This is a genomic window from Achromobacter sp. Marseille-Q4954, from assembly GCF_943737025.1.
Taxonomy (GTDB): Bacteria; Pseudomonadota; Gammaproteobacteria; order Burkholderiales; family Burkholderiaceae_B; genus Achromobacter; species Achromobacter bronchisepticus_A.
The window spans coordinates 581,338-604,867 of record NZ_CALSFQ010000001.1; the positions used below are offsets into that span (position 1 = coordinate 581,338).

The 23,530-nt window shown below is 65.5% G+C and carries 17 protein-coding genes; 7 read left to right on the top strand and 10 right to left on the bottom strand.

Going from position 1 to position 23,530, the window contains the following annotated elements; all coding sequences use genetic code 11:
• Positions 1–67: 67 nt before the first annotated feature.
• Together NGK62_RS02670 and NGK62_RS02675 are read right to left on the bottom strand one after the other, a co-directional pair.
• Positions 68–2,935 carry a 2-oxoglutarate dehydrogenase E1 component gene (locus NGK62_RS02670; RefSeq protein WP_118933990.1) on the bottom strand — a complete coding sequence of 956 codons (2,868 nt, stop codon included), beginning with the start codon at positions 2,933–2,935 and terminating at the stop codon, positions 68–70.
• Between the two features lie 328 nt (positions 2,936–3,263).
• Positions 3,264–3,734, bottom strand: coding sequence for an Lrp/AsnC family transcriptional regulator (locus tag NGK62_RS02675; RefSeq protein ID WP_059374642.1), 471 nt, complete (start codon positions 3,732–3,734; stop codon positions 3,264–3,266).
• A 181-nt stretch (positions 3,735–3,915) separates the two neighbouring features.
• Here NGK62_RS02675 and NGK62_RS02680 point away from each other — a divergent pair, with 181 nt between their 5' ends.
• The 4 genes from NGK62_RS02680 (at position 3,916) to NGK62_RS02695 (ending at position 9,184) form a co-directional block, all read left to right on the top strand.
• On the top strand, positions 3,916–4,932 hold the full coding sequence (locus NGK62_RS02680) for a 1-aminocyclopropane-1-carboxylate deaminase (protein WP_054450759.1): 1,017 nt from the start codon (positions 3,916–3,918) through the stop codon (positions 4,930–4,932).
• 293 nt (positions 4,933–5,225) lie between these two features.
• The gene (gene puuE, locus NGK62_RS02685) at positions 5,226–6,170 is read left to right on the top strand and encodes an allantoinase PuuE (RefSeq protein WP_118933991.1); all 945 of its coding nucleotides are present in this window, start codon (positions 5,226–5,228) and stop codon (positions 6,168–6,170) included.
• Positions 6,171–6,181: 11 nt separating this feature from the next.
• On the top strand, positions 6,182–7,945 hold the full coding sequence (uraD, locus tag NGK62_RS02690; protein WP_251877330.1) for a 2-oxo-4-hydroxy-4-carboxy-5-ureidoimidazoline decarboxylase: 1,764 nt from the start codon (positions 6,182–6,184) through the stop codon (positions 7,943–7,945).
• A 6-nt stretch (positions 7,946–7,951) separates the two neighbouring features.
• Entirely contained in the window at positions 7,952–9,184 is a 1,233-nt protein-coding gene (locus tag NGK62_RS02695; protein WP_059374648.1) for a M20 family metallopeptidase, read from the top strand.
• 31 nt (positions 9,185–9,215) lie between these two features.
• On the opposite strand, the gene NGK62_RS02700 is transcribed toward NGK62_RS02695, so the two are convergent.
• Positions 9,216–11,264: an OPT family oligopeptide transporter gene (locus NGK62_RS02700; RefSeq protein ID WP_118933993.1), complete on the bottom strand. Its 2,049-nt coding sequence runs from the start codon at positions 11,262–11,264 to the stop codon at positions 9,216–9,218.
• 224 nt (positions 11,265–11,488) lie between these two features.
• Here NGK62_RS02700 and mdeB point away from each other — a divergent pair, with 224 nt between their 5' ends.
• From mdeB to NGK62_RS02715, 3 genes are all read left to right on the top strand, one after another.
• Positions 11,489–14,167, top strand: coding sequence for an alpha-ketoglutarate dehydrogenase (gene mdeB / locus NGK62_RS02705; protein ID WP_251879512.1), 2,679 nt, complete (start codon positions 11,489–11,491; stop codon positions 14,165–14,167).
• A gap of 190 nt (positions 14,168–14,357) precedes the next feature.
• Positions 14,358–16,655, top strand: coding sequence for an NADP-dependent malic enzyme (locus NGK62_RS02710; RefSeq protein WP_059374654.1), 2,298 nt, complete (start codon positions 14,358–14,360; stop codon positions 16,653–16,655).
• 134 nt (positions 16,656–16,789) lie between these two features.
• Complete coding sequence (locus NGK62_RS02715; protein WP_251877333.1) at positions 16,790–17,242, top strand: DUF2214 family protein; 453 nt, start codon at positions 16,790–16,792, stop codon at positions 17,240–17,242.
• Positions 17,243–17,264: 22 nt separating this feature from the next.
• Here NGK62_RS02715 and NGK62_RS02720 read toward each other — a convergent pair whose 3' ends face one another.
• The 7 genes from NGK62_RS02720 to sdhC all read right to left on the bottom strand — a co-directional run bounded on the left by NGK62_RS02720 (position 17,265) and on the right by sdhC (position 23,515).
• Positions 17,265–18,377 carry a hypothetical protein gene (locus NGK62_RS02720; RefSeq protein ID WP_251877335.1) on the bottom strand — a complete coding sequence of 371 codons (1,113 nt, stop codon included), beginning with the start codon at positions 18,375–18,377 and terminating at the stop codon, positions 17,265–17,267.
• Positions 18,378–18,478: 101 nt separating this feature from the next.
• A complete protein-coding gene (gene gltA, locus NGK62_RS02725; protein ID WP_059375329.1) occupies positions 18,479–19,789 on the bottom strand; it encodes a citrate synthase in 1,311 nt (436 codons plus the stop codon).
• Between the two features lie 19 nt (positions 19,790–19,808).
• On the bottom strand, positions 19,809–20,069 hold the full coding sequence (locus NGK62_RS02730) for a succinate dehydrogenase assembly factor 2 (RefSeq protein ID WP_013392311.1): 261 nt from the start codon (positions 20,067–20,069) through the stop codon (positions 19,809–19,811).
• A gap of 132 nt (positions 20,070–20,201) precedes the next feature.
• Positions 20,202–20,918 carry a succinate dehydrogenase iron-sulfur subunit gene (locus NGK62_RS02735; protein WP_059374660.1) on the bottom strand — a complete coding sequence of 239 codons (717 nt, stop codon included), beginning with the start codon at positions 20,916–20,918 and terminating at the stop codon, positions 20,202–20,204.
• An 18-nt stretch (positions 20,919–20,936) separates the two neighbouring features.
• Positions 20,937–22,703, bottom strand: coding sequence for a succinate dehydrogenase flavoprotein subunit (gene sdhA / locus NGK62_RS02740; protein WP_191295314.1), 1,767 nt, complete (start codon positions 22,701–22,703; stop codon positions 20,937–20,939).
• 15 nt (positions 22,704–22,718) lie between these two features.
• Entirely contained in the window at positions 22,719–23,102 is a 384-nt protein-coding gene (sdhD, locus tag NGK62_RS02745) for a succinate dehydrogenase, hydrophobic membrane anchor protein (protein WP_013392308.1), read from the bottom strand.
• Positions 23,102–23,515, bottom strand: a complete 414-nt coding sequence (sdhC, locus tag NGK62_RS02750) for a succinate dehydrogenase, cytochrome b556 subunit (protein ID WP_013392307.1) — start codon at positions 23,513–23,515, stop codon at positions 23,102–23,104. The genes sdhD and sdhC overlap by 1 nt, the downstream gene beginning before the upstream one ends.
• Positions 23,516–23,530 lie beyond the last annotated feature (15 nt).

Sequence of the window (23,530 nt, forward strand, 5' to 3'; positions counted from 1 at the left end):
GCTGCGCGGCAAGCTTCGAATCGGAATTCCAGAAACCTGCGCGCGCGGCGCGTGCATCAAGCGAGTGTTACTTCGTCAACATGACCTTGAACTTGGGCGCGAAAGCCGTGTCGATCAGGGCCTTCTGCTGCTCCTGGTGCTTGGCCAGGTAGCCCACGGCCGGCGATGCCGACGCGGCGCGGCCGGCGTAACCCAGCTTCTGGCCTTCGACCATGTTCTCGTACACGTGATGCTGAACGTAGAACCAGGCGCCCTGGTTCTGCGGTTCGTCCTGAACCCAGATCACTTCGGTTGCCTTCGGGTACTTGCGCAGTTCCGTTTCGAACGACTTGTGCGCGAACGGATACAGCTGTTCGACGCGGACGATCGCAACGTTGTCGGCGCCACGCTCGCGGCGGGCATTGACCAGATCGTAGTAGACCTTGCCCGAGCAAGCCAGCACGCGCTTGACCTTGCTGGCGTCGATGGCCTCGTCGACCTCGCCGATGACCGGGCGGAAGCTGCCGCCGGCCAGATCGGTCAGGGGCGAACCGGCGTCCTTGTTGCGCAGCAGCGACTTGGGCGTGAACAGCACCAGCGGCTTGCGGAACGGACGGATCATCTGACGACGCAGCACGTGGAAGATCTGCGACGCGGAGGTCGGCTGGACCACTTGCATGTTGTTGTCGGCGCACAGCTGCAGGAAGCGCTCGATGCGGCCCGACGAGTGCTCGGGACCCTGGCCTTCGTAGCCGTGCGGCAGCATCAGGGTCAGGCCCGACTGGCGGCCCCACTTGGCTTCGCCGGAGCTGATGAACTGGTCGATCACGACCTGGGCGCCGTTGACGAAGTCGCCGAACTGGCCTTCCCAGATGGTCAGCGTGTTGGGTTCGGCGCTGGAGTAGCCGTATTCAAAGCCCAGCACCGCCTCTTCGGACAGCACGGAGTCGATGACGGTGAACGGAGCCTGGCCTTCCGAGACGTTTTGCAGCGGAATGTAGGTGCCGTCGTTCCAGCGTTCGCGGTTCTGGTCGTGCAGCACGGCGTGGCGGTGCGTGAACGTGCCGCGGCCCGAGTCCTGGCCGGTGATGCGGATGGCGTAGCCCGAGGACACCAGGGTCGCGAAGGCGAGGTGTTCGCCCATGCCCCAGTCCAGGTTCATTTCGCCCTTGGCCATGGTGCGGCGGTCGTTCAGCAGCTTGGCGACCAGCGGGTGCACCGTGAAGCCTTCCGGCACGGTGGTGATGCGTTCGCCGATGCGCTTGAGTTCGGCCAGCGGCACGGCGGTGTCGGCCTGGTCGGTCCACTTGGCGCCCAGGAACGGCGACCAGTCGATGGCGTACTTGCTCTTGTAGTCGGTCAGCACCGGCTCGATGGTGCGCTGGCCGTCTTCCATCAGCTGGCGGTAGTCCTTGACGAGCTGATCGGCTTCGCCTTCGGCCAGCACGCCTTGCGTGGTCAGCTTGTCGGCGTACAGCTTGCGCGTGCCGGGGTGATGGCCGATGCGCTTGTACATCAGGGGCTGCGTCAGCGACGGGGTGTCTTGCTCGTTGTGGCCCAGCTTGCGGAAGCAGACGATGTCCACGACGACGTCGTGGCGGAACTGCAGGCGGTAGTCCAGAGCCAGCTTGGTGACGAACACGACGGCTTCGGGATCGTCGCCGTTGACGTGGAACACCGGCGCTTCGATCATCTTGACCACGTCGGTGCAATACAGCGTCGAGCGCGAATCGCGCGGGTCGGACGTGGTGAAGCCGATCTGGTTGTTGATGACGATGTGCAGCGTGCCGCCCGTGCCGTAGCCGCGGGTCTGGGCCAGGTTCAGGGTTTCCATGACCACGCCCTGGCCGGCGAAGGCCGCGTCGCCGTGCACCAGCACCGGCAGGACTTGCTTGCCTTCGGCGTCGCCGCGGCGTTCCTGGCGGGCGCGTGCGCTGCCTTCGACCACGGGGTTGACGATTTCCAGGTGCGACGGGTTGAACGCGAGCGACAGGTGGACCGGGCCGCCACGGGTGGACAGGTCGCTGGAGAAGCCGTTGTGGTACTTCACGTCGCCGTCGGTCAGGCCTTCGGCGTGCTTGCCTTCGAACTCGGCGAACAGGTCGCCGGGCATCTTGCCCATGATGTTCACGAGCAGGTTCAGGCGGCCGCGGTGGGCCATGCCGACCACGATTTCCTGGACGCCGTTTTCACCGGCGTGGTTCACCACTTCGTCCATCGAGGCGATGAAGCTTTCGCCGCCTTCCAGCGAGAAGCGCTTCTGGCCGACGTACTTGGTGTGCAGGAAGCGCTCGAGGCCTTCGGACTCGGTCAGCTGCTGCAGGATGTGGCGCTTTTCTTCGGCCGAGTAGGCCGGCGCGCCCAGGGTGGCTTCCAGGCGTTCCTGGATCCAGCGCTTGGCGGCGGGGTCGGAGATGTGCGTGAATTCGGCACCGATGCTGCGGCAGTAGGTGTCGCGCAGCGCCTTCAGGATGTCGCGCAGCGTCATGGTGCTGGCGGTCGTGAAGTAGGTGTTGGTGGCCGAGTAGGTCTGGTCCAGATCGGCTTCGGTCAGGCCGTAGAAGGCCGGATCGAGTTCGGGGATCGGGGGACGTTCCTGGCGCTTGAGCGGATCCAGGTCGGCCCAGCGCGAACCCAGGGAGCGGTAGGCCGCGATCAGCGACTGCACCGAAACCTGCTTGCTGGCCACGGTCAGATCGGGTTCGGCCGCGCGTTGCACGAAGGCATTGGCCTTGGCGCGTTGGGCGAACGATTCGACGATGGGAGCGTGGGCCTGGTCGCGGGTGGATTCCTGGCCGTCGGTGGCGGGAGCGTGTTGCAGCTGGTCGAAGTATTCGCGCCAGTTGTCAGGTACCGAACCGGGATTGTCGAGGTAGGCTTCGTAAAGCTCCTCAACATAAGGGGCGTTACCCCCAAAGAGATAAGACGTGGATAGAGATTCTATTTCCGAAGACATATCGCTTCACCTTTACGAGTGCTTCACTCGACACGATGCAGGAAAACCTTCCGCGACACGGGCTTCCCGTTAAGCGGATAGCAGGGGCAGAAGGCGCGTACAAGCCTTAAAAGCCGTATGGGATAAGAGTATAGCCCTTTGAGTTTAAGGACGTCTTCTTGCGTTTGCGTGACGCAAAAGCGCATTCGGAATGCCATCATGCAGCATTGGAATGTCCAGGCAACCCCTTCCATTGCGCCGTCTACTCGCATTCAATTTCCGGCAATCCAAAATGCCGCGCCGCATCATTTTCACTGGCAAAAATTGCAGTGTTGCGCATTAGCCTCGTTCATACGGGCAATTCGGTGGTCGACAGGATCTCTTTCAGGACGAAAAAGGTGCGGATCTGGCGTACGCCGGGCAGCTTGATGATCTCGCCCGCATGCAGCTTGTTGAAGCGTTCCAGGTCGCGGATGCGCAGCATCAGGAAGTAGTCGAACTCGCCTGCCACCAGGTGGCATTCCAGGCAGCCGCTGATGCCGCGCGCCGCGGCTTCGAAATCCGTGAAGGACTCCGGTGTGGAGCGGTCCAGCACCACGCCCACGATGACCAGGGTGGCCATGTCCACCTCTGCCGGTTCCAGCAGGGCGACGGTCTTGCGGATGACACCCTCGCTCTTGAGCTTTTCCACGCGGCGCAGGCAGGCGGCCGGGCTCAGGTGGACGCGCGCGCTCAGTTCCAGGTTGGTGATCTGGGCGTCCTGCTGCAGCACGCGCAGGATGTGGCGATCGATGCGGTCCAGGTCAGAATTCGTCGGCATTTGATGCGTCCCTGAAAATTAAATTTCGATCAAAAAGCCAATCTAGAAATATTAAATAGAAACCTGGACGTTTATTTAATTATTTTCCTTTTAAATAATAAAAATACGCAATTGACGGCAAATCCTTGAAATTCCTATGATTTTTCCATCCGCGCCACCCGGCCCGGCCCAGGAGAGTCCCATGGATCTGCAACGATTTCCGCGCCATCGCCTGACCTTCGGCGACACCCCCATCGAGAAGCTCGAGCGCCTGTCCGCGCATCTGGGCGGCAAGGTCGAGATCTACGCCAAGCGCGAAGACTGCAACAGCGGCCTCGCCTTCGGCGGCAACAAGCTGCGCAAGCTGGAGTACCTGATCCCGCAGGCGCTGGAACAGGGCTGCGACACGCTGGTCACCATCGGCGGCATCCAGTCCAACCACACCCGCATGGTGGCGGCCGTGGCCGCCAAGCTCGGGCTGGCCTGCGTGCTGGTGCAGGAAAACTGGGTGGACTATTCGGACGCGGTCTACGACCGGGTCGGCAACATCATGATGAGCCGCCTGATGGGCGCCGACGTGCGTCTGGTGGACCAGGGGTTCGACATCGGCTTTCGCCGCAGCTGGGAAGAGGCGCTGGAAGATGTCCGCAAGCGCGGCGGCAAGCCCTACGCGATTCCAGCGGGCGCGTCCGACCACGAACTCGGAGGCCTGGGCTACGTCGGCTTCGCCGAGGAAGTGCGGCGCCAGGAAGCCGAGCTGGGCTTCAAGTTCGACTACATCGTCGTCTGCGCGGTCACGGGCAGCACGCAGGCCGGCATGGTGGTGGGCTTTGCGGCGGATGGCCGCGCGGACCGCGTCATCGGCATCGACGCTTCAGGCACGCCCGAGCAAACCCGCGCGCAGATCCTGCGCATCGCGCGGCGCACGGCCGACATGGTCGGACTCGGCGCCGCCATCGAAGAGCGCGACGTGGTGCTGGACACCCGCTATGCCTACCCGGCCTATGGCCTCCCCTCGGCCGAGACCAACGAGGCCATCCGTCTTTGCGCCCGGCTCGAGGGCATGATGACCGACCCGGTCTACGAAGGAAAATCCATGCAGGGCATGATGGACATCATCCGCCGCGGCGAGATTCCGGCCGGCTCGCGGGTTCTGTATGCGCACCTGGGAGGGGTGCCGGCGATCAACGCCTACAGCTTTCTCTACCGCAACGGATAAGGGCGCCTACGGCGCCTTCGGCTGGCCTTGCGGCGACTTGCGCTGAAAGGCCGGCCAGGCCCTGGACTTGCCAGTCCTGGCCGCCAGCGCCGATGATGAGCGCAGGAAGCGCAGCCCAGCCGGCGTATCCGCCGGCTGGGTTTTTCGTTTGGGCCCGCCTTTCCAGCCCCCAAATAAAATTATGTACATAGTTTGTATACAAAACCACGATTTCCCGCTATGGTGCTGATCATCAGGAAGTCATCCGCTCACCCACGCCCGGCCGCCGCGCGCCGTTGCCCTCCGCCCGCCTCATGACCGTCTACGATTCCACGCTCCCCTACCCCCGCGACCTGGCCGGCTACGGCCGCAATCCGCCGCATGCCCGATGGCCGGGGCAGGCGCGCATCGCGGTGCAGTTCGTGCTGAATTACGAGGAAGGCGGCGAGAACAGCGTGCTGCATGGCGACCCCGGGTCCGAACAGTTCCTGTCGGAAATGTTCAACCCCGCCAGCTATCCCGAGCGCCACCTCAGCATGGAGGGCATCTACGAGTACGGCTCGCGCGCCGGCGTCTGGCGCATCCTGCGGGAGTTCGAGAAGCGCGGCCTGCCGCTGACGGTATTCGGCGTGGGCATGGCCTTGCAGCGCCATCCGGAACTGACCGCCGCCTTCGTCGAACTGGGACACGAGATCGCCTGCCACGGCTGGCGCTGGATCCACTATCAGCACATCGACGAGGCCACCGAGCGCGAACACATGCGCCTGGCCATGGACGCGATCACGCAAATGACCGGCAGCCGTCCGCTGGGCTGGTACACCGGCCGCGACAGTCCGCGCACGCGGCGCCTGGTGGCCGACTATGGCGGTTTCGAGTACGACAGCGACTACTACGGCGACGACCTGCCCTTCTGGATGCGCGTACAGAAAACGGACGGCAGCGTCGTGCCGCAACTGATCGTGCCCTACACGCTGGACTGCAACGACATGCGCTTCGCGCTGCCGCAGGGCTATTCGCACGCTGATCCCTTCTTCCAGTACCTGAAGGACAGCTTCGACGCGCTCTACGCCGAAGGCGACGAAGCGCCCAAGATGATGAGCATCGGCATGCATTGCCGCCTGCTGGGCCGGCCCGGCCGCATCACCGCGCTGCAGCGTTTCCTGGACCACATTGCCAGCCATGACCGCGTCTGGGTCTGCCGGCGGCTGGACATCGCGCGCCACTGGAAGGCGGCGCATCCCTACACCCCCAACGCCTGAACAGGACGGCCATGGCCCATACCCTAGCCCAACTCAATGCGGCGGCGCCCGCGGACGCCGTCGCCATGCTCGACGGCCTGTACGGACATGCGCCCTGGATCGCCGAACGCGCGCTTGGTCACCGGCCGTTTCGCTCGCTGGCCGACCTGGCGCAGCGCCTGCGCCGCGCCGTGAACGAGGCGGACGCCGACGCCCGGACGGCGCTGCTGCGCGCCCATCCGGAGCTGGCAGCAGGCACGCCCCGGAATGCGGATTCGGCACGCGAACAGGACTTGGCCGGATTGGCCGCGTGCACGCCCGCCGAATTGGCTCGCCTGCAAGCATTGAACGCCGACTACGGCGCCAGATTCGGCTTTCCCTTCGTGCTGGCCGTGCGCGGCCCGCGCGGCGCCGGCATGACGCGCCAGCAGGTGATCGACGAATTCACCCGCCGCCTGGACAACCCGCCGGACCTGGAGTTCGAAGAGGCCCAGCAGCAGCTGCACCGCATCGCCGAGATCCGCCTGCGCGATAGCTTCGACGCCGAGCCCGCCATCGGCAACGACATCTGGGACTGGGGCGAACAACTGGCCGTCCACAGCGATCCGGGCTACGCAGAAAAAGGCCAGCTCACCGTCACCTACCTGACCGCAGCCCACCGCGCCTGCGCCGCGCTGTTGTCGCAATGGATGCGCGACTGCGGTTTCGACGAGGTCGGCATCGATGCGGTTGGCAACGTGGTCGGCCGCTACCTGGCCGCCAGCGCCGACGCCCCCACCCTCATGACCGGCAGCCATTACGACACCGTGCGCAACGCCGGCAAGTACGATGGCCGGCTGGGCATCTTCGTGCCGATGGCCTGCGTGCGCGAATTGCACCGCCAGGGCAAGCGCCTGCCCTACCACCTGGAAGTCATCGGCTTCGCGGAAGAGGAAGGCCAGCGCTACCGCGCCACCTTCCTGGGTTCGGGCGCGTTGATCGGCGACTTCAAGCCGCAATGGCTGGACCAGCAGGACGCCGACGGCGTCAGCATGCGCGACGCCATGGCGCAAGCCGGCCTGCGCAGCGCAGACATCCCCATGCTCAAGCGCGACCCCGCCCGTTATCTGGGCTTCATCGAAGTCCACATCGAACAAGGTCCGGTGCTCTACGAAATGGGGCTGCCGCTGGCCGTGGTCACGTCCATCAACGGCTGCGTGCGCTATCAGGTGCGGATCAACGGCCTGGCCTGCCACGCCGGCACCACCCCGATGAACCGCCGCCGCGACGCCGCCACCGCCACGGCCGAGCTGGCCTTGTACGTGGAGCAGCGCGCCGCCCGCGACGGCGACTCGGTCGGCACCATGGGCATGCTGGAAGTGCCCGGCGGTTCGATCAACGTGGTGCCGGGAGAATGCCGCTTCAGCCTGGACCTGCGCGCGCCCAGCGACGCGCAGCGTGATGCGCTGGCGCACGACGTGCTGGCCGAGCTCGAAGCCATCTGCCAGCGCCGCGGCCTGCGCTACACGCTGGAAGAAACCATGCGCGCCGCCGCCGCGCCCAGCGATCCGGCCTGGCAGCAGCGCTGGGAACGCGCCGTCGACGCGCTGGGACTGCCCGTCCATCGCATGCCCAGCGGCGCCGGCCACGACGCCATGAAGCTGCATGAAGTCATGCCCCAGGCCATGCTGTTCGTACGCGGCCAGAACTCCGGCATCAGCCACAACCCGCGCGAATCCACCTCCAGCGACGACATCCAGCTTGCCGTGCTGGCGTTCCTGCGCCTGCTCGACGATCTTGCCCACGACACCCAATAGCCGACCATGACCGATTACGCCCGACTCGACGCCTGGATTGACGCCCACTTTGACGAGGAAGTCCGCTTCCTGCAGGAGCTGGTGCGCGTGCCGACCGACACGCCTCCCGGCAACAATGCGCCACACGCCGAGCGCACGACCGAATTGCTGCAAGGCTTCGGCCTGGAGGCCGAAGCCCATCCGGTGCCGGCGCAGGAGGTGCGGGACTATGGCCTGCAATCCATCACCAACCTCATCGTGCGCCGCGAGTACGGCGCGGGCGGCCTGCGCGTGGCGCTCAACGCCCACGGCGACGTGGTGCCGCCGGGCGAAGGCTGGGAACATGATCCTTACGGCGGCGAAATCGACGGCGGCAGCCTGTACGGCCGCGCCGCCGCGGTCAGCAAGAGCGATTTCGCCAGCTACACGTTCGCCCTGCGCGCGTTGGAAGCCGTCGCCCGCCCCAGCCGCGGCGCGGTCGAACTGCACTTCACCTACGACGAGGAATTCGGCGGCCTGCTCGGCCCCGGCTGGCTGCTGTCCCAAGGACTGACCAAGCCCGATCTGCTGATCGCCGCGGGTTTCAGCTACGAGGTCGTGACCGCCCACAACGGCTGCCTGCAGATGGAAGTGACGGTCCACGGCAAGATGGCGCATGCCGCCATCCCCAGCAGCGGCGTGGACGCCCTGCAAGGCGCGGTCGCGATCCTGAACGCGCTGTACGCGCAGAACACGCGGTATCGGGAGATCCGCTCCGAGGTGCCGGGCATCAGCCACCCCTACCTGAACGTCGGCCGCATCGAAGGCGGCACCAACACCAACGTGGTGCCGGGCAAGGTGGTCTTCAAGCTGGACCGGCGCATGATCCCCGAAGAAAACGCGGCCGAGGTCGAGGCCGACATCCGCCGCATCATCCAGGAAACCGCCGCCTCCGTGCCCGGCATCAGCGTGGACATCAAGCGCCTGCTGCTGGCCAATTCCATGCGCCCGCTGCCGGGCAACCAGCCGCTGGTGCAGGCCATACAGAAACATGGAGAGGAATTGTTCGGCGAGCCCATCGCCGCCATGGGCACGCCGCTTTATACCGACGTGCGCCTGTACGCCGAAGCGGGCATTCCGGGCGTGATCTACGGCGCCGGACCGCGCACCGTGCTGGAATCGCACGCCAAGCGCAACGATGAGCGGGTGGTGCTGGAAGACCTGCGGCGCGCCACCAAGGTCATCGCCCGCACGCTGGCCGACCTGCTGGACGCCGCCTGAGGCGGACGCCCGGCAGGACCGGCCGGGCGCTTCACGCCAGTTTCATCACCCGGCGCCAGAACAGGATCGCCACCGCCACGAAGACGGCCAGGCCCAGGAACGAGGCCGTGTGCTCGAAGCCCGCGCCGGCGATCGCCAGCGGCGCTTCGGTGCCGGCCGCGCCGATGATGCCGGCCATCAGCACGCCGACCAGGCTTTCGCCCACGATCAGGCCAGAGGCGATCAGCACGCCGCGGCGGTTGGCCGCGTCGGCGAACTGCTCGTAGGGCTTGCCGGCGGCGGCCGCGCGGCGGCGCAGAGCGCGTTCCAGCAGCCATGCCAGGACCGCGCCGACCACGATGGGCGCGGCGACGGTGGGCGGCAGGTAGATGCCGATACCCACGGCCAGCACCGGAATGCGGGCCACGCGGCAGGTGCGCTTCATGATTTCGTCCACCACGATCAGCCCCACGCCGACCGCCATGCCGATCAGGATCATGGTCCAGTTGAGCTGGTGCGTGAAGATGCCGCGCGCGATCGCCAGCATCAGCGTCGCCTGCGGCGCCGACAGGGCCTGCGCCGGGTCCATGCCTGCGCGCGGCATGGCGTCGGCAAAACCGTAGGCGTTGTAGAGCAGTTCCAGCACCGGCGAAATCACCGCCGCGCCGGCCACGCAGCCGATCAGCAGGGCCACCTGCTGACGCCAGGGCGTCGCGCCCACCAGCCAGCCGGTTTTCAAGTCCTGCAGGTTGTCGTTGGAAATGGAGGCCACCGCCACCACCGCCGAGGTGCTGAAGATCGACAGCGCAATCGCCATCTGCACGCCGTTCTGCGCGCCCAGCAGTTCGCCGCCCAGCGCCAGCATCAGCAGCGATACCAGCACGATGGCGACGATACCCACGCCCGAGATCGGGCTGGTCGACGACCCTACCAGGCCGGCCATGTAGCCGCAGGCCGCGGCCACCAGGAAGCCGAAGACGAAGGCGAACAGCACGGCGTAGGCCACCAGCTTCCAGATGCCGGCGGGCGACAGCGGCGCGCCGGACAGGAACACCTGGAACGTGACGACCAGCACCGCCACCAGCACCAGCGTCACCGCTGAAATCCAGCCGGCCGACAGGTCGCGCTCGGTGCGCGGCGCGCGCCCGGCACGGGCGGCGCCCGCCTTGGTCAGCGCCGCGAACGAAGCCTTGACGCCGCGCGCCATCGGCATGAACAGCGTGGCCAGCGTCCAGATGGCGCCCACGCCGATCACGCCGGCGCCGATGAAGCGCACCTGCGAAGCCCACAGGCCGGTAGCGTACTTCGCCAGCGACGTGCCCGCGGGCATGTCGCCCATGGCGGTCAGGATGGGCACGGCGATGCCCCAGGAAATGATCAGTCCGGTCAGCATGGCCAGCCCGGCGACGATGCCGATCAGGTAGCCCGCGCCCAGCAGCGCCAACGAAAAGCCCATGGGCAGCCGGAACACCGCGCCGCCCAGTGCGAACCAGCCGCTGACGCTGTCGCCCAGCACGCGCAGTCCGCTGGCGGCGAAACTGACCGCGGCGGCGACCACGCCGCCAGCCACGATGTCGCCCATGCCGGTCTCGGCCTTGGCCGGTGCGCGTCCGTCCTCCGCGGCCTCGTCCTGGGCGCGCTCGGCGCTGCCCACCCGCAGGATTTCAGCGGCGGCCACGCCTTCCGGATACGGCAGGTCGCTCTGCACCACCATCACGTGGCGCAGCGGAATGGTGAACATCACGCCCAGCATGCCGCCGGCGGCGCAGATGCCCAGCGTCTGCCAGAACGGGAAGCCCTGCCAGTGTCCCATCATGACCAGGGCCGGCAGGATGAAGATGATGGACGACAGCGTCCCGGCCGCGGAGGCCTGGGTCTGCACCATGTTGTTTTCGAGGATGTTCGCGTCCTTGAACAGGCGCAGGACGGACATCGAGATCACCGCCGCCGGAATGGCGGATGAGAACGTCAGGCCCACCTTCAGTCCGAGAAAGACGTTGGAAGCCGTGAAGATGACGGTGATGATTGCGCCCAGGAGGATGCCGCGGAACGTAAGTTCGGGCAACGTGACCTCTGCCGGGACGCTGATGGGTTGGGTCATTGCAGTTATTCCTATCTTGCCAGGCGCGAATTCTAGCGCCTTCGCGTCCACCCAGCGGTCACCCCTCTGAGACGACCGCCAAGCATATCCTCGGCAGAAGCTGCCGCAAGCAGTAAAACTTGCAAAAGATTATGCTGAATTTTCCGAAGTTTCCCCAGAATTTTGATCACCCATGCCAGGGGCTAGGGTCTAGCATGGACGTCAAACCAGGAGACGACCAGACCATGCGCGACGCCAGTTCCGCCCCCGGGCAAGACATCCAGCACGACGCCGATCCCGCCGAAACCGCCGAATGGCGCGAGGCGCTGGAATCGCTGGTACAGGCGGAAGGTTCTGAACGGGCGGGCTACGTGCTGGACAATCTGCTGGGCCATGCGGCGTCGCTGGGCCTGCGCGCCAACAGCCAGACCCGCACCGCCTACCTCAACACCATCCCCGCCGACCAGGAGCCGCCCTTCCCCGGCAACCTCGCCGTGGAGGAGCGCATCGCCCGCATCAACCGCTGGAACGCGCTGGCGATGGTGGTGCGCGCCAACCAGGCGCATGGGGAGCTGGGCGGCCACATCGCCAGCTATGCCTCGGCCGCCGACCTGTTCGAGGTCGGCTTCAACCATTTCTTCCGCGCGCAGAGCCCGGACGGCCCCGGCGACCTGGTCTACATGCAGCCGCACTCGGCGCCCGGCGTGTATGCCCGCGCCTATCTGGAAGGATTCCTGGGCGAAGAGGACCTGGCGCATTTCCGCCAGGAGATCACGGCCGGCGCGCGCGGCCTGCGCGGACTGTCGTCGTACCCGCACCCGTGGCTGATGCCCGACTTCTGGCAGTTCCCCACGGGGTCGATGGGCATCGGCCCCATCAACGCCATCTACCAGGCGCGCTTCATGCGCTATCTGGAGCACCGTTCGCTCATGCCCGGCGGCGACCGCAAGGTCTGGGGCATCTTCGGCGACGGCGAAATGGACGAACCCGAATCCATCGCCGCGCTGACGCTGGCCGCGCGCGAGAAACTCGACAACCTGGTGTTCGTGGTCAATTGCAACCTGCAGCGCCTGGACGGCCCGGTGCGCGGCAACGGCCGCATCATCGATGAGCTGGAAACGCTGTATGCGGGCGCGGGCTGGAACGTCATCAAGCTGGTCTGGGGCAGCGACTGGGACGCACTCTTGCGGCGCGACACCGGCGGCGCCCTGGCGCGCGCCTTCGCCAACACCGTGGACGGACAGTTCCAGACCTTCGCGGCCAACGACGGCGCCTTCAACCGCGCCCACTTCTTCAACCAGAATCCCGAACTGGCCGCCCTGGTGGCCGACTGGAGCGACGAGGCCATCGACCGGCTGCACCGCGGCGGCCATGACATGGTGAAGATCCATGCGGCCTACCACCGCGCCGTGCGCCATCGCGGCCAGCCCACGGTGATTCTGGCGCAGACCAAGAAGGGCTTCGGCATGGGGTCGGCCGGCCAGGGCAAGATGACCACGCACCAGCAGAAGAAGCTGGACGACGAGGCGCTGCTGGCCTTCCGCGACCGCTTCGCGCTGCCGATCTCGGACGCCGATTGCCTGGCGCTCAAGTTCTACCGCCCGGCCGAGGACAGCGCCGAACTGCGCCACCTGCAGGCCCGCCGCGCCGCGCTGGGCGGCCACATTCCCCGCCGCAACACCGAGGCGCCGCGCCTGGCGCCGCCGGACGCCGAACACTGGGCGCGTTTCGCGCTGGCCGCCGACGGCAAGGAAATGTCGTCCACCATGGCCATCGTGCGCATGCTGACCGCCCTGCTCAAGGACGCCACCGTGGGGCCGCGCATCGTGCCCATCGTGGCGGACGAGGCGCGCACCTTCGGCATGGCCAACCTGTTCCGCCAGATCGGCATCTATTCCGCGCAAGGCCAGCTCTATGAACCCGAGGACATCGGCTCGGTGCTGTATTACCGCGAAGCGCGCGACGGCCAGATCCTGGAAGAAGGCATTACCGAGGCCGGCGCGATTTCCTCGTGGACGGCCGCGGGCACCAGCTATTCGGTCAACGGCCTGCCGATGCTGCCCTTCTATATCTATTACTCGATGTTCGGCTTCCAGCGCATCGGCGACCTGATCTGGGCTGCCGCCGATCAGCGCACGCGCGGCTTCCTCGTCGGCGCCACCTCCGGCCGCACCACGCTGGGCGGCGAAGGGCTGCAGCACCAGGACGGCTCCAGCCACATCATGGCCGCCGCCGTGCCGAACTGCCGCGCCTATGACCCGGCCTATGCCTACGAGGTCGCCATCATCGTCGAGCACGGCATGCGCCGCATGCTGGACGAGCAGCGCGACGAGTTCTACTACCTGACCGTCACCAACGAGAACCTGGCGCAGCCGGACATGCCGGCAGGCGAAGACGTGCGCGAGGGCATCCTGCGCGGCATGTACCGCCTGCGGCCCGCGCGCGGGCAGGCCCAGGTGCGCCTGCTGGGCGCCGGCCCCATGCTGCGCGAGGCCGAAATTGCCGCGCAACGGCTGCAGGCCGACTACGGCGTGGACGCCGAAGTCTGGAGCGTCACCAGCTTTTCCGAGCTGGCCCGCGCCGGCCGCGAAGCCGAACGCGCCCGCGTGCTCGGCCTTGCGTCCGGCGCCGACTGGGTCCGCACCTGCCTGGGCGTCAGCAACGCCCCGGTGGTTGCCGCCAGCGACTACGTGCGCGCCGTGCCGGAACAGATCCGCGCCTGGGTGCCCGCGCCCTACCGCACGCTGGGCACCGATGGCTTCGGCCGCAGCGACACCCGCGCCCAGTTGCGTGACTTCTTCGAGGTCAGCGCGGACTGGATCGTGCTGTACGCGCTGGACAGCCTGGACCGCCAGGAAGACGCCCAGGCGCTGCGCGCGCGCCTGAATGCCGGCACGCGGCAAACGCCGCCTTGGGATAGATAGGATTGCAATCCGCGATGCAGCGAGGTTTTGCGCAAAATCGTCCATTCGCTGCAGCGCAACAACCAAGCACCCGCGCTTTCTGTTGAAATACGGGTGTTCCCAAGCATTTCCCAGAAAATACGGCGGGCCGCGAGCCCGCTTTTTGCAATCCCATTTCCTTTCCATTTAGCGCCCGCAAGGCCTGTATCCCATGGACGAAACCCTCACCAAAATGGCGTTGGACTACCACGCCTACCCCACCCCCGGCAAAATCTCGGTCACGCCGACCAAGACGCTGGCCAACCAGGACGACCTGTCCCTGGCCTACTCCCCCGGCGTGGCGGCCGCCTGCATGGCCATCTTCGACCAGGGCGATGACGCCGCCTCGAAGTACACCTCGCGCGGCAACCTGGTGGGCGTGATCACCAACGGCACCGCCGTGCTGGGCCTGGGCAACATCGGCCCGCTGGCCGCCAAGCCTGTGATGGAAGGCAAGGGCTGCCTGTTCAAGAAGTTCGCCGGCATCGACGTGTTCGACATCGAACTGGCCGAGAACGACCCCGACAAGCTGGTCGACATCATCGCGGCGCTGGAGCCCACGCTGGGCGGCGTCAACCTCGAGGACATCAAGGCGCCCGAGTGCTTCTACATCGAGAAGAAGCTGCGCGAGCGCATGAAGATCCCCGTCTTCCACGACGACCAGCACGGCACCGCCATCATTTCGTCGGCCGCCATCCTGAACGGCCTGAAGGTCGTGAACAAGGACATCGGCTCGGTCAAGCTGGCTTGCTCGGGCGCCGGCGCCGCCGCCATCGCCTGCCTGGACCTGCTGGTGCACCTGGGCGTCAAGCGCGAGAACATCTACGTGGTGGACTCGCGCGGCGTGATCTGGGACGGCCGCGATGAAAACATGGAAGCCAACAAGAAGCGCTACGCGCAGAAGACCGACGCCCGCACGCTGGCCGACGTGGTCAACGGCGCCGACGTATTCCTGGGCTGCTCGACCGCCGGCGTGCTGACCGCCGACATGGTCAAGACCATGGCCGCCAGCCCGCTGATCCTGGCGCTGGCCAACCCGGAACCGGAAATCCGTCCCGAGGTGGCCAAGGCCGCCCGCCCGGACTGCATCATCGCCACCGGCCGTTCGGACTACCCGAACCAGGTCAACAACGTGCTGTGCTTCCCGTTCATCTTCCGCGGCGCCATGGACGCCGGCGCCTCGCGCATCACGGAAGAAATGAAGCTGGCTTGCGTGAAGGCCATCGCCGAACTGGCTCAAGCCGAACAAAACGACGAAGTGGCCCGCGCCTACGCCGGCCAGGAACTGTCGTTCGGCCCGGACTACATCATCCCGAAGCCCTTCGACCCGCGCCTGATCGTCCAGATCGCCCCGGCCGTGGCCCAAGCCGCCGCCGACTCCGGCGTGGCTGCCCGCCCCATCGAAGACATCGAGGCCTACCGCCAGAAGCTGATGGGCTTCGTGTACCACTCGGGCCAGCTGATGCGTCCGCTGTTCGCCCAGGCCAAGAAGGCGCCCAAGCGCGTCATCTACGCCGACGGCGAAGACGAGCGCGTGCTGCGCGCGGTGCAGACCGTGGCCGATGAAAAGCTGGCGTTCCCGATCCTGATCGGCCGCCCCGCCGTCATCGAAATGCGCATCAAGAAGTTCGGCCTGCGCCTGGCGGCCGGCCAGGATTTCGAGATCGTGGATCCGGAAGACGACAGCCGCTTCAACGAAACCTGGAATGCGTACTACCAGTTGAAGGGCCGCGAAGGCGTGACGCCGGCCATCGCCAAGGCGATGATCCGCAAGCACAACACGCTGATCGGCGCGATGCTGCTGCGCCGTGGCGACGCGGACGCCCTGCTCTGCGGCGTGGCCAGCAAGTACGACAACCAGCTCAAGTACATCGACGAAATCATCGGCAAGAAGGAAGGCCAGACCTACGCCGCCCTGAACGTGCTGATGCTGCCCGACCAGACGCTGTTCGTCACCGACACCCACGTCAACGAGAACCCGACGGCCGAGGAAGTCGCCAGCATCACCATCCAGGCCGCGGACGAAATGTTGCGCTTTGGCGTGGTGCCGAAGATCGCCCTGCTGTCGCACTCCAACTTCGGCAGCCGCGTGACGGAATCCTCGCGCAAGATGGCCGCCGCGCGCCAGATGGTGCAGGACCGCGCTCCCGACCTGGAAGTCGACGGCGAAATGCACGCCGACGCCGCCCTGTCGGAAAAGATCCGCGTCCTGGCCTACCCGGACAGCACGCTCAAGGGCCGCGCCAACCTGCTCGTCATGCCCACGCTGGACACCGGCAACATCACGTACAACATGTTGAAGATGACTGGCAGCAATGGCGTCGCGATGGGTCCGATCCTGCTGGGCGCGGCGCGCCCCGTGCACATCCTGACCACCAGCGCCACCGTGCGCCGCATCGTCAACATGACGGCGCTGGCCGTGGTGGACGCGCAGCAGGAAGCCGCCGAGGCCGCCAAGAAGCGTCGTTGATCAACGACGGCCATTAAGGCAAAGGGCGCCCCTTGGGGCGCCCTATTTCTTGCTGCGGGCACTTTCCGCCGCGATAGCCTGCCGGCCCGGGCTGATGGTAAAAACCAAGTTCAACCTTGTTTTCTGGAGTCCACATGCTGGCCGACGCCTTGTATGCCTGGTTTCATTACCTGGCCATTTTCCTGCTGGTGGTGGTCCTGACCGCCGAAGCCGTGCTGCTGCGGCCCGATCTCACCGCCGCCGGCCTCAAGCGCCTGGTCATCTATGACCGCCTCTATGCGCTGAGCGCCGTGGTGGTGCTTGTCACCGGCGTGCTGCGCCTGACGCTGGGCATCAAGGGCGCCGCGTTCTACATGAGCAATCCCTGGTTCCACGCCAAGATCACGCTCTTCGTCATCATCGGCCTCTGTTCGATCGCGCCCACGATGACCTTCCTGCGCTGGGCCAGGCAATCGCGCCAGCAGCCGGGCTTCCTGCCCGCGGCCGCCGACATCAAGCGGGCGCGGCGCTGGGTCATGATCGAATCGCACCTGTTCATCTTCCTGCCGCTGTTCGCCGTGCTGATGGCGCGCGGCATCGGCGCGTAACACTCCGCCGGGGCCGCGCGCTTCAAGAGCAGGATGCGCGGCGGCGGGCCTCGGGCTCCTCGTCACCCACGACAAAGGTGGCGAAGTGGAAAACGCCCACCGTATCGTTCTGGACCACGTCCACGACCTCGCCGGCCAAGGTCTGCATCACCGACATGCCTTCCGGCAGGTCGGCCTGACCGTCGCGTTTGGCGGCCTGGCCATTCCAGGGGCTCAGCACCAGCACGCCCGGGTACGGTTCGCGCGCATCGCCGCGGCCGCGGCGCATCGACTTCACCTGAGTGCCGGCGGCATAGCTCACGCCGCCGAATCGCGTCGGGCAAGCCAGTTCCGCATCGCTGACCCGCAGCAGGCGCCGCGCCTCGTCCAGGTACAGCCTGGGCTCGCTCAAGGGCAGCCCGAATATCCGGACCGCCATCGGATCCTTGACCTCGATGCGCCAGCGATCCGGATCGCTCGAGCCATCGGTGTAGACCGTGCCGCTGGAGCCGTAGAGGATGGAACCCGGCGCGAGATCCAGGGTTTCGGCGCGGTTGCCCGGACCCAGCACGCACTTGTCTAGCGCCGTCATCGCGCCATCGCGCTTCACCTCGAACTCGATCTCCTGCGTGGCGTCGCACTGCCAGCCCAGCACGGTCTGGCTGCCCGCACCGCGCAGGATGACGTTGCGCGGATAGCGGCCCCGCAAGGCGTAGGTTTTGTCGTCATAGTCCGAATCGAGATAACGCCGCGCGCTCGACGCCTGCACGCCATACATGGCCACGGGCTGCGGAAACTCCGCTTCGAGATAGGTCTCCAGTTGCCCTTCGTCCTGCAGCTTCAGCCGCGTTCCCGCGGGCATGACGGTGCCACCGACGGTCGTGGCTTCCTGCAGCGTGACATTGCGAGCCGCCTCGGCGCGGGCGCCCTCGCGCTCGATTTGCCAGATCACCGTCTGCACCCAGGCATAGAAGGCGAACGGCACGGCCAGCACGACGAATACCAGGGTGGAGGTCTTCCAGTACTTGCGCACCGTGCGGCGCGCGCCGCCGCTGGCAACCAGAACCACGGCCCAGGCCAGCAACGCCAGACCGGCGAGAAAACCCAGGGAAACAAAAATGTAAAAGCCGGCGGAAGGCAGCGCTATCGGAATCATGGCAAGGATGGTACACGCCAAACCATCACGCCGCGGCCACACGGCGAACAGGCAACAAAAAACCGCCCGAAGGCGGTTTCTTGCTCAAGCCAGGCTGCGTATCAACGCTTGTCCATCGGCGGCACGTCGCGCGTGACCGAACCGGTGAACAGCTGGCGCGGACGGCCGATCTTGTAATCGGGATCCGACAGCATTTCGTTCCACTGGGCGATCCAGCCCACCGTGCGGGCCAGCGCGAAGATGGCCGTGAACAGCGAGGTCGGGATGCCGATGGCGCGCTGGACGATACCCGAGTAGAAGTCCACGTTCGGGTACAGCTTGCGCTGGACGAAGTACGGATCCGACAGGGCGATGCGTTCCAGTTCCATGGCCAGCTTGAACAGCGGGTCGTTTTCCAGGCCCAGGGCCGAGAGCACTTCCTTGCAGGTTTCCTGCATCAGCTTGGCGCGCGGGTCGTAGTTCTTGTAGACGCGGTGGCCAAAGCCCATCAGGCGCACGCCCGAGTTCTTGTCCTTGACCTTCTCCATGAACTCGCCGACCTTGGCGATGCCGCCGTTGGCTTGCAGCTCTTCCAGCATCTGCAGGCAAGCTTCGTTGGCGCCGCCGTGAGCCGGGCCCCACAGGCAAGCCACGCCGGCCGAGATGGCGGCGAACGGGTTGGTGCCCGACGAGCCGCACAGGCGGACGGTCGAGGTCGAAGCGTTCTGCTCGTGGTCGGCGTGCAGGATGAAGATGCGGTCCAGCGCGCGCTCGACGACTTCGTTCACCTTGTAGTCTTCGCACGGCGTGGCGAACATCATGCGCAGGAAGTTGCCCGTGTAGGACAGGTTGTTCTGCGGGTAGATGAAGGGCTGGCCTTGCGAGTACTTATAGGCCATCGCGACCAGCGTCGGCATCTTGGCGATCAGGCGGATGGCCGAGATGTGGCGATGCTGCGGGTTCGTGATGTCGGTGGAGTCGTGGTAGAACGCGGACAGCGCGCCGACCAGGCCGGTCAGCACGGCCATCGGGTGCGCGTCGCGGCGGAAGCCGCGCAGGAAGAAGTGCAGCTGCTCGTTGACCATCGTGTGATGGGTCACTTGCGAATCGAAATCGGCCTTCTGGTCCTTGTTGGGCAGTTCGCCGTTCAGGATCAGGTAGCAGATGTCCATGAAGTCGCAATTGACGGCCAATTGCTCGATGGGGTAGCCGCGGTACAGCAGTTCGCCCTTGTCGCCGTCGATGTACGTGATGCCCGATTCGCAGGCGGCGGTGGACATGAAGCCGGGGTCAAACGTGAACATGCCCGTCTGGCCGTACAGCTTGCGGATGTCGATCACATCCGGACCAACCGTACCCTTGTAAACAGGGAACTCAATGGGGGCGCTGCCATCCGAGAAGGATAGAGTGGCTTTTTTGTCAGACAGGTTCATGTTCATTCCTCTCAATTAATCAGAGCGCGCGCATCTGGCCAATGATGCTCCGAAGCCTGGGCGTGTCCAGCGCGCCCTCAAGCTCTTTGCGGGCCAGCAGCAGATCGAGAAGGTCGTTGTCTCCCATCTCGAAAAGCTGCGTCAATGCGGCCACGTCATCATCGGTAAGTTCAGCCTCGTGGGCATCCAGATACCGGGTGATGATCAAGTCGTTTTCGAGCAAGCCGCGGCGCGCCCGCCAACGCAAACGCGCCCGCTCCAATTCAGTTAGCTTGCTCATCTTTCTTTACACCTAAAAAAAGCCCCAACGCCGCACCCGCTACGCGGGTTTGCCACCCCCTGGAGGGCGTTTTTGCCTTGGGACGGCCCGGCGGCAAAAACGCCGCCGGAGGCAAAATGCGCTTGCTTAAAACTAGACCGTACGGCGAACCATCAGTTCCTTGATCTTGCCGATCGCCTTGGTCGGGTTCAGTCCCTTGGGACAGACGTCGACGCAATTCATGATGGTGTGGCAACGGAACAGGCGGTACGGATCGTCCAGGTTGTCGAGGCGGCTGCCCGTGGCTTCGTCGCGGCTGTCGGCGATGAAGCGGTAGGCTTGCAGCAGGCCGGCCGGGCCGACGAACTTGTCCGGGTTCCACCAGAACGACGGGCAGGAAGTGGAACAGCACGCGCACAGAATGCATTCGTACAGGCCATCCAGCTCTTCGCGGGCCTCGGGCGACTGCAGACGTTCCTTTTCGGGCGGCGGCGTGTCGTTGATGAGGTACGGGCGGATCGAGTGGTACTGGTTGAAGAAGTGCGTCATGTCCACGATCAGGTCGCGGATGACGGGCAGGCCCGGCAGCGGACGCAGAACGATGGGTTCCTTCAGTTCGCGCAGGTTGGTCGTGCACGCCAGACCGTTCTTGCCGTTGATGTTCATGGCGTCCGAACCGCACACGCCTTCACGGCACGAGCGGCGCAGGGCCAGGCTGTCATCGACGTCGTTCTTGATGCGCACCAGCGCATCGAGCAGCATCTTGTCGGTCGGCTGGAGTTCGACGTCCAGCTTCTGCATGTACGGGCGCTCGTCCTTGTCCGGATCGTAGCGGTAGATTTCGAACTTGACGATTCTCTTGGTGCTCATAGTGGGCTCAATCCGGACTTAGAAGGTACGCGCCTTGGGCGGGAAGGACTCGACCGTCAGCGGCTTCATCTGCACGGGCTTGTAATCCAGGCGGCTGCCTTCGGAGTACCACAGCGTGTGCTTCAGCCAGTTTTCGTCGTCGCGCGTCGGGTGGTCGTCCAGCGCGTGTGCGCCGCGGCTTTCGGTGCGGGCGGCGGCCGACTTGATGGTGGCGCGGGCCACTTCGGTCATGTTCGCCATTTCCAGCGCCTCGACGCGCGCGGTGTTGAACACCTTGGACTTGTCCTTGAAGTAGATGTGGTCGGCCTGCTTGGCCAGATCCTCGATCTGGGTCACGCCTTCGTTCAGCAGCTCCAGCGTGCGGAACACGCCGCAGTGGCGCTGCATCGAGAAGCGGATGGCGTTGCCGATGTCCTGGGTCTTCTCGCCCGAGGTGCGCGATTCCAGCTTGTTGACGCGGTCCAGCGAGAATTCGACGGCTTGCTGCGGCACGGGCTGGTGCGCGTGCTGGCGTTCCGGATGCGAATTGACGATGTGGTTGCCGGTGGCGCGGCCGAACACGATCAGGTCCAGCAGCGAGTTGGTGCCCAGGCGGTTGGCGCCGTGCACCGACACCGCGGCGCATTCGCCGATGGCGTACAGGCCGTTGACGATCTTGTTCTCGCCGTTTTCGCGCGTCAGCACCTGGCCGTGGTAGTTGGCCGGAATGCCGCCCATCTGGTAGTGGATGGTCGGAACGACGGGGATCGGTTCCTTGATCGGGTCCACGTTGCCGAACTTGATCGCGATTTCGCGGATCGAGGGCAGACGCTTGTTGATCACGTCGGCGCCCAGGTGGTCCAGCTTGAGGACCACGTAGCTGCCGTCCGGACCGCAGCCGCGGCCTTCCTTGATTTCCTGGTCCATCGAGCGGGACACGAAGTCGCGCGGGGCCAGATCCTTCAGCGTGGGCGCATAGCGCTCCATGAAGCGTTCGCCATCCTTGTTCAGCAGGATGCCGCCTTCGCCGCGCACGCCTTCGGTGATCAGCACGCCGGCGCCGGCCACGCCGGTCGGGTGGAATTGCCAGAATTCCATGTCCTGCAGCGGAATGCCCGCGCGGGCGGCCATGCCCAGGCCGTCACCGGTGTTGATGAAGGCGTTGGTGGAAGCGGCCCAGATGCGGCCGGCGCCGCCGGTGGCCAGCACCGTGGTCTTGGCTTCCAGGATGTAGATTTCGCCCGTTTCCATTTCCAGGGCGGTCACGCCCACGACGTCGCCCGCTTCGTTGCGCAGCAGGTCCAGCGCCATCCATTCGACGAAGAACTGGGTGCGCGCGGCGACGTTGCGCTGGTAGAGGGTGTGCAGCAGCGCGTGGCCGGTGCGGTCGGCAGCGGCACAGGCGCGCTGGACCGGCTTTTCACCGAAGTTGGCGGTGTGGCCGCCGAACGGGCGCTGGTAGATGGTGCCGTCGGGGTTGCGGTCGAACGGCATGCCGAAGTGCTCGAGCTCGTACACGGCGTTCGGCGCTTCGCGGCACATGAATTCGATGGCGTCCTGGTCGCCCAGCCAGTCCGAACCCTTGACGGTGTCGTACATGTGCCAGTACCAGTTGTCTTCGCTCATGTTGCCCAGCGAGGCGCTCACGCCGCCCTGTGCGGCAACCGTGTGCGAACGCGTGGGGAACACCTTGGACAGCACTGCAACGGACAGGCCCGCTTGGGACAGTTGCAGCGAACAACGCATGCCGGCTCCACCGGCGCCAACGACCACCACATCAAACTGGCGGCGCGGCAGGGATTTCATGACAGAGACCACGGCTTAAATGCTCCAGAGGATTTGCGCGAAGTAAACGACCGAACCGACCAGCCAGAGGATCGTCAGCACTTGCAGCAGCAGGCGCACGCCCACCGACTTGACGTAGTCCATCCAGATGTCGCGCACACCAATCCAGGCATGCCAGGCCAGCGCAATGAATGCAAGGGTAGCCAGGATCTGGCCAACCGGAAGAACGCCCACGTAGAAGTTGAACAGCGCAGTCCAGTGCTCGTACGTGAAGGCCGGCATCATCAGGATGCCGATGAGCAGCACCAGCGTGTACACGGCCATGATGACGGCGGTGATGCGCTGGATGATGAAATCCATGACGCCGTAATGGGCGCCCACGACCAGACGCTTGGGTCCGTAGTTTTTGACGTCGGCCATTACAGCACTCCGAACAGTTTGAGAGCGAACACCAGGGTCAGCGCCAGGCTCACCCCGAAAACCACGCCGGCGCTCTTCTTGGCCGACAGCTTGTCGATACCAATGTGCAGGTCCAGCAGCAGGTAGCGGATGCCGGCACAGAAGTGGTGCAGATAGCCCCAGATCAGGACCAGGAAGACAAGCTTGACGATCGGATTGCCAGCGTACGCGGCCACGGCTGCGAACGTCTGCGGCGCGGCCACGCTGGCCGCGAACAGCGGCAGAATGACCAAGGGAAGACAGAGGAACAGCAGCGCGCCGCTGACGCGGTGCAGGATGGACAGCTTGCCGGCCAGGGGCAGGCGGTAGCTGGCGAGTTGCGCAATACCAATATTGCGAAACTGCGGACGTGGCTTGGCAGCGGTGTCGGACATGACGGCCTCGGTGTT

What these genes read in the sequence shown, in the direction of transcription:
- gltA (WP_059375329.1), bottom strand. Translation starts at nt 19,789, where the DNA reads ATGAACCTGTCTGACAAAAAAGCCACTCTATCCTTCTCGGATGGCAGC.
- NGK62_RS02695 (WP_059374648.1), top strand. Translation starts at nt 7,952, where the DNA reads ATGACCGATTACGCCCGACTCGACGCCTGGATTGACGCCCACTTTGAC.
- NGK62_RS02730 (WP_013392311.1), bottom strand. Translation starts at nt 20,069, where the DNA reads ATGAGCAAGCTAACTGAATTGGAGCGGGCGCGTTTGCGTTGGCGGGCG.
- mdeB (WP_251879512.1), top strand. Translation starts at nt 11,489, where the DNA reads ATGCGCGACGCCAGTTCCGCCCCCGGGCAAGACATCCAGCACGACGCC.
- sdhA (WP_191295314.1), bottom strand. Translation starts at nt 22,703, where the DNA reads ATGAAATCCCTGCCGCGCCGCCAGTTTGATGTGGTGGTCGTTGGCGCC.
- NGK62_RS02670 (WP_118933990.1), bottom strand. Translation starts at nt 2,935, where the DNA reads ATGTCTTCGGAAATAGAATCTCTATCCACGTCTTATCTCTTTGGGGGT.
- puuE (WP_118933991.1), top strand. Translation starts at nt 5,226, where the DNA reads ATGACCGTCTACGATTCCACGCTCCCCTACCCCCGCGACCTGGCCGGC.
- uraD (WP_251877330.1), top strand. Translation starts at nt 6,182, where the DNA reads ATGGCCCATACCCTAGCCCAACTCAATGCGGCGGCGCCCGCGGACGCC.
- NGK62_RS02680 (WP_054450759.1), top strand. Translation starts at nt 3,916, where the DNA reads ATGGATCTGCAACGATTTCCGCGCCATCGCCTGACCTTCGGCGACACC.
- NGK62_RS02735 (WP_059374660.1), bottom strand. Translation starts at nt 20,918, where the DNA reads ATGAGCACCAAGAGAATCGTCAAGTTCGAAATCTACCGCTACGATCCG.
- NGK62_RS02675 (WP_059374642.1), bottom strand. Translation starts at nt 3,734, where the DNA reads ATGCCGACGAATTCTGACCTGGACCGCATCGATCGCCACATCCTGCGC.
- NGK62_RS02720 (WP_251877335.1), bottom strand. Translation starts at nt 18,377, where the DNA reads ATGATTCCGATAGCGCTGCCTTCCGCCGGCTTTTACATTTTTGTTTCC.
- sdhC (WP_013392307.1), bottom strand. Translation starts at nt 23,515, where the DNA reads ATGTCCGACACCGCTGCCAAGCCACGTCCGCAGTTTCGCAATATTGGT.
- NGK62_RS02715 (WP_251877333.1), top strand. Translation starts at nt 16,790, where the DNA reads ATGCTGGCCGACGCCTTGTATGCCTGGTTTCATTACCTGGCCATTTTC.
- sdhD (WP_013392308.1), bottom strand. Translation starts at nt 23,102, where the DNA reads ATGGCCGACGTCAAAAACTACGGACCCAAGCGTCTGGTCGTGGGCGCC.
- NGK62_RS02710 (WP_059374654.1), top strand. Translation starts at nt 14,358, where the DNA reads ATGGACGAAACCCTCACCAAAATGGCGTTGGACTACCACGCCTACCCC.
- NGK62_RS02700 (WP_118933993.1), bottom strand. Translation starts at nt 11,264, where the DNA reads ATGACCCAACCCATCAGCGTCCCGGCAGAGGTCACGTTGCCCGAACTT.